This is a genomic window from Pseudomonas sp. 1152_12, from assembly GCF_052850675.1.
Window position 1 is genome coordinate 44,927 of the sequence record NZ_VXCW01000020.1, and the last position, 8,794, is coordinate 53,720.

Consider the following 8,794-nt stretch of genomic DNA (forward strand, 5'->3'; position numbering starts at 1 on the left):
GCAGACATGATGCAGCAGTGATGCAGGCATGTGGCAAAAATGATGCGCCGATGATGCAAAACGGCTGCTACCGGCCGAGTGGGGCAACCCCAGGACGCCATTGCCCCAAGTATGGGACAGGGCACAGGGGAAACCGAGCCGATGGGACGTAAACAGGACAAGGCTGGGACAGCCATGCCCCTGAGTGAGACCGAGCGAGCCGAACGCCGCCAAACCGTGGCCAATGCCCTCGCCAGTCAGCGCCTGCAAGGGCTGGAGCCCGGTGCCGAGGTAATCCGGCAACTGGAGGCCTTTGCCGAGGGCACGCTCGGCATCGCGGCCATTCTGGAATGGTTCAGGTGCAGGATCGTGGATGGGCGGCTATTGCCCGGCGCTGACCTCGAATTGAAATAAACGTGCTCAATTAGACAGGAACTTCTTTGAGTATCGTTCTTCTAATATTTCAGCAGACCTTAGAACACCCTCCCCCTCATCAGGAAAGAAAGCAGAGTAAACATCAGCTGCAACTTTCATCAGAAGAACGTAGTCAGGTACTGGGATACTTGAAGTTTCCACTTCGCCCAAAAAGAAACTGACCTCATTGAAGTCTTCCGGGTCGTCCCAGTCCTGATCAAGAGAGTAGAAAAAACCCTCACTTACAGAGAAGCCAACTCCCCGCGAAGCGTCATAGATAAACGCAGGGAAATTAGTTCGCCCTCTCACTATAGATGCCTCTATCAGCTCATAAAGGTCCTCATAATCCAGACCAGTGGAAGCAAATGATTCCTTGAGGCTTTCAAGCCAAGCCAAGCTAGCCATCAGTTCGTCCTCGGCGGCATAGTAATGAAGGAGTTTGTTATTTCTCCAGTTTTGCTATTACGTGTCACCTGGAAGTAATAGCCGTCAACCTTAATACTAGCCTCTCTCAACGCCGGACTGGTTTTGAACAAGGCATCGGCCTGAACTGCCGCGCGACTAGACATATCAGCCACCTTGCTATCCGGCAGCACCTTGGGATCGTAAGTCGTTTTCGTGGATGTAGGCTTATACCCACCAATCAATTCGCCCTTAGTGTTGGTTCTAGGCAACTGATAGCGGTACTCAACAAGACCTGGAAAGCGGGCGTCCGTGATTTTGTTGGAGATTTTCGCGCCGGTTATTTCAACCGACTCTAGGAAGGCACCGCTATTGTGAGCCCCAGAAATCGTGCCCGCCTTGCTATTTCGCACGCCAATCTGAGTGTTATGACTGAGAACTGACTCGCCAAACTTCTTCGGAAGTGTGGAAGCTGCTTGACCTCCTGTCGTGGCAGTTCCTTTTGCACCAAGTAAAAATTACTCTTTTCGACGATAAACGACCCTCTCAGCTTCCGACAAGCTAGGTAAGTCTTCGTTGCCGACCAAAATTTCCGACTTGCATTTTAAATTTGAGTCCTGATAAGCAGTATATTGACATATGATATCTTCGACCTCACCAATATCATCCTCTATATTTTCTTCAAGATAAAATCTAATTAACCAAACATCATCTTCACAAGACAATACCACCATCCTGAAGTTTGGAGTAACTGCCCCCAGCATCGCTTGAACAAGCATTAAGACTTGGAAATTCCAAGTTTTCAATTCGGCTTCTGCATTCATTTCTGAGTCCAATTAGGGTTAGCAGGGACAATACTTGGGCTTTTTGTACCTTTGATGATAAAGACATTAGTTGGCTGAGCGATTATACCAACGCCAGCGTTAACGTTGGTGCCGGTTACGCCTTCAAACTTGACCACCGGAAACCCTTGAGCATTCTTACCTAAAATCTTAACCTGCCCTATGCGGTAAGCATCTAGTACTTTTTGAGCATCATCAACGCTGTTCAAGAACCCACCGCCTCCTCGAGCTTCAAGCTCAGGCCTTCCAGCGATATGCCGAAGCTGTTTCTGGCTGATTTTGCCAGCCACCTCTGGAAAGTCTCTAGGTGTAAGAATGCCTTTTGGACCAAATCAATTCGACACTACAAAAAAGCTCATACTACTGAAACAAAATCCGGCCGAGGTACTTTAGGCATGTTTTCGTAAGCTTTCAAAACAGTTTGTAAAGGTGTCAGAGTTTCATCGTTGTGCCAGTAGACAATCTTGAGCCATGTAGCTGCACGAATATATTGCCCACCCCCCAACCAAGTTTTTTGCAAATTGGCCTGAAGCATTTTTCTGCCAGCTTTAAAAAGTTCGTCTTCATCAAACTCCTGACGGGCCGTTCGATGAAGGCACAAAGCATAGCCAAAGTCTCGGGGCTTCAAAGCGCTGGATAGCAATATTTCTCTTTTACCACTCCAACGTTGATACATCTCAATACCTGCCTCAAAGCCTTCGTCGTGTTCGCCGCTCTGATATGCAAAAGCCATGTAGTCATCTAGGCCAGTTTTGACAATATCATGCGTTGACCAAGGGCGTTTTTCGTAACGCCAGCGAGCTTCCTCATACACACGAGCCGCGCCCCATTCGCCTTCAGAATTCCAGCCCGCGTCCATCCACTCACCCAGAGCTTTTGCCCAGTGCAATGCTGTCCTGTGAGCATTAATGTCTGGCCCGAATTCCTCGTCGTTTTCTATGGCCTTATCTATCCATTCCAGAGAGCGGGGAAGTACCGGTGCAATCTCGCCTTGGAGGCCTACTAGCCATGCTGAAATCACATCGGACAAATCAGACTTGGCAACATTCCCCATTGGCCGCTTTGGATCATACTGCGTCTCCAATTGCCATTTAAGCATTGCCTCACTGAAACCGTTAAATCTGGTTTTGACTGGATCAAAGAGCATGAATTATCCTCAACAAGGGTTATTTCCGCAAAACCTAACAGGTGTTGAATTTTTCGCAGCACCCGAGCCCACTGTATTGGCATTGAAATTACCATCTCTCAAATTTTGAATGGCTTGCTGCTTTACTGAATCCGGCAAATTTGAATTTCTGATTGCTGTCTGCGCGTCGGAAACTGCTCCATCCAGCGCATTCGAACCAGGCGTAAACGTTGGAGAAGATGGCACACTTTGAGCGCTGCTACGATACTTATTATCCCACAAAGTGACTTCACCTGTAGCTGAGTTGACAGACACCACATCCGCGCCGTGCGTACCTATAGCATCGCCGTACCGGACTACCGTTTGATTGGGAAAGGCGGCAATATCATTTGCCAATTTCAACTCGCCGACATAGCCGTTAACCTGGGAGTTAGCAATGTTAGGATTGGAGGAGCCCAGCGTTTTTGGGGTGTACTCCAGACCAGCCACTGGATCAGGTAGACGCGGATCAAGTGGAACACCGTTGCTCACTCGAGGTAAAGCGGCGCCGACGTCACCTGTCAGGCCCTCCGAGACTTTTGCCCCGCGTTACTTTGTGTTCAACAACCTATATTTTCAACCACAATTCCGTGCGCAGCTTTCATATAAAAGCAATATTCTTCTCCTGCACGAATCAATACACCTCTCTCCCACCATTTCTCACCCGCCCTTATAAAAAGGTCGGGCTGCAGCAGACTCTTAAACATATCATCAAGGCAAGCCAGCTCATAAAAAATCTCTTTAAACTCATCTGCGCTAGCAATTTTTGGCTCTTCTAGCAAGCGCTGCAGCAAGGACCTACATCTAATATCATTAAGGTATTCAGAATAATCCCAACGATATCCATCTTTGCACTCCTCAATAAAAAACCTCCACTTCTGAATTAAAGACACCAGACTTTCACCACCAAACCCAAGGCGCGTTAAAACACTCGCACATAGTTCAAATATACTTTCATCTTTCATAACTGATCCTTAAAGTATTTTAACTGTGCGGCAGCATCACCGCTTGGCCTAAAGAAGGTATTTATTTTTCCTCCTCTCATAACACCAAAGTATCCAGTCGACGGTTCGAATCTAAGCATGGAGCCATCTGCCCGAGTTCCTTGCATTACTCCTCCGCGAGCAGCGGGAGACCAAAAAGATCGTGCAGCACTAACGTAAGAGTCTAACGAAGTAAATTCTGGTACATCCGCACCATCTGGCTTCGCTGTTGCTTTACCCTTTCCGCCCAGTATGACCCCTTGAGAATGTTTGGCATAATGCTCAAATGCTTTTCGCCCATTTGAAAAATCAGGTAATAACTGAAGTTCTTTAGGTCCTTGGCTGGCAACAACATCTACACCTTTAGCAGTACTTGGGCCGACTTCGCCTGTCGCTTTTGCACCTAGTCAATGACTTGAAAAAAGGTAACAGTAGGACCGTAATCCTGATCTGAATTCGAAACATCAACAGAAAATTTACGTTCTGGGAATTTGTCTTTTAGGACTAGCCGCCATGACAAGGCAATAGTTTCAGCTAGCTGTTCAAAAACAACATCATCAACCTCATCAGTACAGCCTGAAAAAACATCGTACAAGTGAGTATGATTCATTATTTTTTCAACTGCGCGCGCATCACCGTCAAACTTTTTTAGCCATACAACGAAAACATCATGATCGTATTTAGCGCTTAAAAAAATCGCGCCTTGGCTAACAAAAAAATCAGGAAACAACAGCCTGCAAAATAGCAGACAGTCTTCAGGATTGCACATGGCGCTAACATAAGAAAATATATCTATATTATCTTTCTTAGCCCAGCCTGACGCCCATAACTCGTATCTGCTTAAACCACTAAACTGTCTAAGAGTATCAACTTTCATCATGGAATCTCATTCGGATTGGTAGGCCGCGGAGCCAGTTTCGTAGAAGGCGACTGAACTCTTATTGTCCCGTCCGGCAACGTATTTCTACCATACTCTATTACATGTGGTGTCGACACATCAGCATGAGCTGCACCTGTAACGTCAACCCGCTTAACAATCATCCCAGCTGAATCATAGACAGCGTAGCTGGTGATATTTCCTTGATTATCGGCCCGATACACAGCTCCATTCGCTGGGCCACCGTCTAGCTTAAAGCGGCCGCTAATCTGAGTAGCGTTTTCAAGCGGACCTCCTGCAAGATCATTTGCGTTGCGAGGAACAGAATTGAAGCTCGTCGACCCTTTTGGACCAGCCTCCTTTACCGGGTGGGCATACGGCATGCCAGCCTCAGCATCCGGCGAGACAGTCGAGGTGTATGGCGCCTTACCTGTGCCCGTCCCTTTTGCCCCCAACTCCGGCACCTGAGGAACATCTGGATCCGGCCCAAAACGCTCCAGCTTCGCAAGTTTAGCCTCAATTCCACCGGCTTTTGCACTTTGCGCCACTTTTTTGAGTGCGGCGCTCGACATATCCAGACCCATTCGCGATAGCAACAACGCATCTTTGGCGGCGTTAGTACCACCGCCTGCTACCATCGCCACAACCAAGGCAACCGTTTGTCCTAATTGGTTACCCAGGTTTTCGGCGTTGGCATCCCCACCTTTTTGGAGCGCTTCACCCATCTGGTCGATTTGCGACCCAAGAGCCGCTGCCGCAGTAGCGCCCAATAGCTTGATGCCTTCAGGCGAAGACACAAACTCCTTCATTACCACAAGATTTTTTACCGGATCGCGCATGAAACTCACTGCACCGTCCAGCGTATCGAGCCCAGCGCCGGCCATGCCCTCGGTGAAGCCTTTGACGATTCCAGAACCCGTCAGGGCATCTTGACGAACCGACGTCAGGCCCCACTTTATAGCGACCCGCAGTTGCTCAATGGGGCTTGTGGCCGCTTTCATCTCCTCGTACGCCTGCACTATCTGCTGCGTCGCTAGCCAGTTGTTGTCGACATTCGCAATCGCGGCGTTAGTGGCCGAAGCCGCTCCGTTGGGGTTGCTCATCGCGGCAATGCCAGTCACCACCGACGCAATGATGTTGCGTTTCGCCTCGCGCTCCTCGCTGGTTTCGTTAGGGCTGGTTTCATTAAAGAGGCCTGCCAATACACTGCTGGCCGAACCACCCAACGCCCCTGCCGAGCAGCTTTGACTGCTGGCAACAGCGCCGGCACAGCCAAGGATGGCATGCAGGCCGGCATGTTCAGGGCTACCTTCTTTCAGGCCGTTGAGTACCAGCTTGCCAATATAGTCCGAGCCTTGCTGCTGGACGTAATTGACGAACATGTTTTGGGCGAACTGCCCGCCGCTGCCGGTAACGTTGCCGCTGGCACCCGCCACCAACGCAGTCGCTATCTGCCGGTAGGTGCCACCAGCCCCCCAGTCGTTAGCGATAGCTTTGGCCTGCTGATCAAGCGCCAAGTAGTTATCGCGATGGATCAGACGTTGCGTAGCACTCAAGGCTGGGTTATTCGCCGCCAACCGTTCTTTTTCTGCGTGTTTGCGCTTGTCATCCACCTCCCTGGCGCGAGACTCCAGATATAGAGAAACGTTCTGCACGAACTTGCCAGTAATCTCAAAACCGACCTGAATTTCCTTGGCGTCGAAGATCGGCTTGAGCTTGTTGCTGCCGTCCCGATCACTAGACACATCGGTGTTGATCGCAGCGACTGCTTGCTCGGCCGTCTGGCCGGTCAACGCCTGTTGTTTGGCACTGTCAGTGATCGTCACTGCTGCGCCGCTGATACCGCTCAAGGTTTTGCTGCTGGAGCTATCACCCGCGAAGAGCGCAACGGGGGCGTTCACTCCAAATCCGCCTTTGTCGGCTACCGGCGTCCCGGTCTTGGTGGCGTCTACATTGCCGTCTGCATCCCTGCCAACCTTCCCGCCTTTGCTATAGCCACCGCTCAGATTGATACTGGTCGCGTCATAGTCGGCCTTATTCTTGATATCCGAACTGGTCAGCGAGCCTGTTGTGAGGGTGTTCTTGCCATCGGCTACCGCTTTATCGGTGCTGGCAATGATCGCGCCCTTAAGGTCGGTATTACCCTTGACCTCAACCTGGAAGCCACCATCGCGCGCCTTGATGCCCGATTGATCGCTGACACTGGCGTAGTCGCTGTGCATTTTTTGCTGACCAACGCCACCACTGACGCTACTCATCCCCACACAGAATGGCGGTACGCAAATGCTGACTCCGACGTTTGCGTTCAGTTGCTCCGAGCGATAGGTGCTGGTGTCTTGCAGGCTTTCGATATTGAGATCACCGCCCACCTTGGCCTGAACTTGCTGACCGGTAACGACTGCACCTTTGAGATTGGTATCTCCGGCGCTATCAAGCCGTACTGTCTGCCCAGCCTTGACGGAGGTGTTGGTTTGGGTGACATCGTCACCATCGGACATCCCTCGCCCTTTATTGGCGGCGAGGTCCAATGTGAACCCGTTTTGTTGCCCGCCAAAACTGAACCCGACACCAGCGCTCCAGCCACTGTTGTTGTTGGAGCTATCCTGATGTGCAGTGTTTTGCGCAGCCAGGAGGTTGATCTTGCCATCCGCCTTGAGGTTGGCATCACCTCCAGCGTCGATACGACTGCCCACCACATTCAAATTGCTATCAGCGCCCGCGCCCTTGGCTGTGATATTGACGTCACCACCTGCAACCACGCTGCTGCCAACCACATTGCGGCCACTTTGGCTGCTTTCATTGTGACTACGGCTGTCGCTCAAGTTGACGCTGATCTTCACGCCTGTGAGGTCTTTTTTCATCAGCGCCTGGCCGCCGTCGAGCGCTGCATTGGCACTCATGGCAGCATTCACAGCGGACAGCGCGAGCATGCGGCCATCACTTGTTTGTTGGGCTGACTCAACTGTCCCCTGAAGGCTTCGCAGTGCATCAACCATAGGAACACTGACGGTGCCGCCAACCGCCGTGCGACTGGTGCTCGCGGTGTTGTTGGCTTTCAAGGTATCGAATCCAGCCTCGATATCTACATGTTTGGCCTTGATATCGATATCGCCTTTAGGTGCAACAACCTGGCTGGCAATCTGGGTGTAACGCTCCCCAGCCGTAAGGCTGACATCGCCGCCCAAAGAAGCGATCTGGCTGCCGGCCTGACGGGTAGTCTCGCTCTGATCAGCCTTCTTGGTCTTGACGACACCTGTCGCACTTTGCCACCAGGAGCCCACCTCCCCAACCTTCTTGCTGTTGGACTTGGAGCTTGCGCTTGCGGTGTTTTCAGCGCTAACCACTTCAAGATTTCGCCCTGCGTCGATCTGTAGCTCACGATCCGTAACCAACGTACTTCCACGCACGGTGGTATCCCGTCCGCTGGTGATCTGCAAGCTGTCGGCGCTGATATCACTGCCGATGCTTTGCGAGGCACTTTGCTGGGCCTGCTGCCCCTTCTGTGACGCAGACATTCCAACGGTGAGCGATACGCCGACCTTGCTGGACTGTTTGGATTGGCTTGAGGCCTGCTGCACTTCAGCCGTACCGATTTCCACATCATTGCCAGCGTTGAGCTTAACCACGCCTTCTGCCCGGAGAGCCGCTGCTTCCAGAGAGATATCGTTATCCGCTCGCAGATCAATTGACTTGGCCACAAGCTCGGTACTATTCAACGTTGTCTGGATACTCGAGTTACTACTGGACTTACTCGAAAACAGGCCTTTCTTGGATGAAGAGCTGGCCTGGCTGGCATAATTTTCGGCCGCAACTAGATTGATGTCGTGCCCCGCGGTAGCCAGCAGTGCCCCGCCACTATTGATCTTGGCGCCCTCGGCATTAATATCCTGAGCCGCCGAGATAACAACTTTCTTGCCCGCATCAATGGATGAGCTGGCAGCAACATTACTGTCACTCTCATTCATCTTCGTACTCTTCTTACCCCACGACCCCTTCTTGGTCTTGGAGTAATACGAGTAATCGGTGTCCTCGGCAGTCATGAGATTCAGATCATTTCCAGCAAACAGATACGCTTCATCCCCTGCGGAGACCCGACTGGCTGTCAAAGCCAAGTCCTGTCCAGCACTCAAGG

10 protein-coding genes are annotated in these 8,794 nt (G+C 51.1%); 1 reads left to right on the forward strand and 9 read right to left on the reverse strand.

Going from position 1 to position 8,794, the window contains the following annotated elements:
• Positions 1 to 141 precede the first annotated feature (141 nt).
• Positions 142 to 393 carry an antitoxin VbhA family protein gene (locus FW764_RS26130; protein ID WP_446436400.1) on the forward strand — a complete coding sequence of 84 codons (252 nt, stop codon included), beginning with the start codon at positions 142 to 144 and terminating at the stop codon, positions 391 to 393.
• A 6-nt stretch (positions 394 to 399) separates the two neighbouring features.
• Here FW764_RS26130 and FW764_RS26135 read toward each other — a convergent pair whose 3' ends face one another.
• The 9 genes from FW764_RS26135 to FW764_RS26175 form a co-directional block, all read right to left on the reverse strand.
• Complete coding sequence (locus FW764_RS26135; RefSeq protein WP_122689352.1) at positions 400 to 798, reverse strand: hypothetical protein; 399 nt, start codon at positions 796 to 798, stop codon at positions 400 to 402.
• The gene (locus FW764_RS26140) at positions 798 to 1,208 is read right to left on the reverse strand and encodes a CdiA family toxin C-terminal domain-containing protein (protein WP_446436401.1); all 411 of its coding nucleotides are present in this window, start codon (positions 1,206 to 1,208) and stop codon (positions 798 to 800) included. The genes FW764_RS26135 and FW764_RS26140 overlap by 1 nt, the downstream gene beginning before the upstream one ends.
• A 105-nt stretch (positions 1,209 to 1,313) precedes the next feature.
• Positions 1,314 to 1,619 carry a hypothetical protein gene (locus FW764_RS26145; protein WP_446436402.1) on the reverse strand — a complete coding sequence of 102 codons (306 nt, stop codon included), beginning with the start codon at positions 1,617 to 1,619 and terminating at the stop codon, positions 1,314 to 1,316.
• Positions 1,616 to 1,846, reverse strand: coding sequence for a hypothetical protein (locus tag FW764_RS26150; protein WP_446436403.1), 231 nt, complete (start codon positions 1,844 to 1,846; stop codon positions 1,616 to 1,618). The genes FW764_RS26145 and FW764_RS26150 overlap by 4 nt, the downstream gene beginning before the upstream one ends.
• Positions 1,847 to 1,992: 146 nt before the next feature.
• Complete coding sequence (locus tag FW764_RS26155; RefSeq protein WP_446436404.1) at positions 1,993 to 2,784, reverse strand: hypothetical protein; 792 nt, start codon at positions 2,782 to 2,784, stop codon at positions 1,993 to 1,995.
• A 9-nt stretch (positions 2,785 to 2,793) separates the two neighbouring features.
• Positions 2,794 to 3,294 (reverse strand): hypothetical protein, encoded by a 501-nt coding sequence (locus FW764_RS26160; RefSeq protein ID WP_446436405.1) that lies wholly within the window; start codon positions 3,292 to 3,294, stop codon positions 2,794 to 2,796.
• Between the two features lie 68 nt (positions 3,295 to 3,362).
• Complete coding sequence (locus FW764_RS26165) at positions 3,363 to 3,767, reverse strand: hypothetical protein (RefSeq protein ID WP_446436406.1); 405 nt, start codon at positions 3,765 to 3,767, stop codon at positions 3,363 to 3,365.
• 421 nt (positions 3,768 to 4,188) lie between these two features.
• Complete coding sequence (locus tag FW764_RS26170) at positions 4,189 to 4,665, reverse strand: hypothetical protein (protein WP_446436407.1); 477 nt, start codon at positions 4,663 to 4,665, stop codon at positions 4,189 to 4,191.
• Complete coding sequence (locus FW764_RS26175; RefSeq protein ID WP_446436408.1) at positions 4,662 to 8,774, reverse strand: hemagglutinin repeat-containing protein; 4,113 nt, start codon at positions 8,772 to 8,774, stop codon at positions 4,662 to 4,664. Before FW764_RS26175 ends, FW764_RS26170 begins: the two co-directional genes overlap by 4 nt.
• Positions 8,775 to 8,794 lie beyond the last annotated feature (20 nt).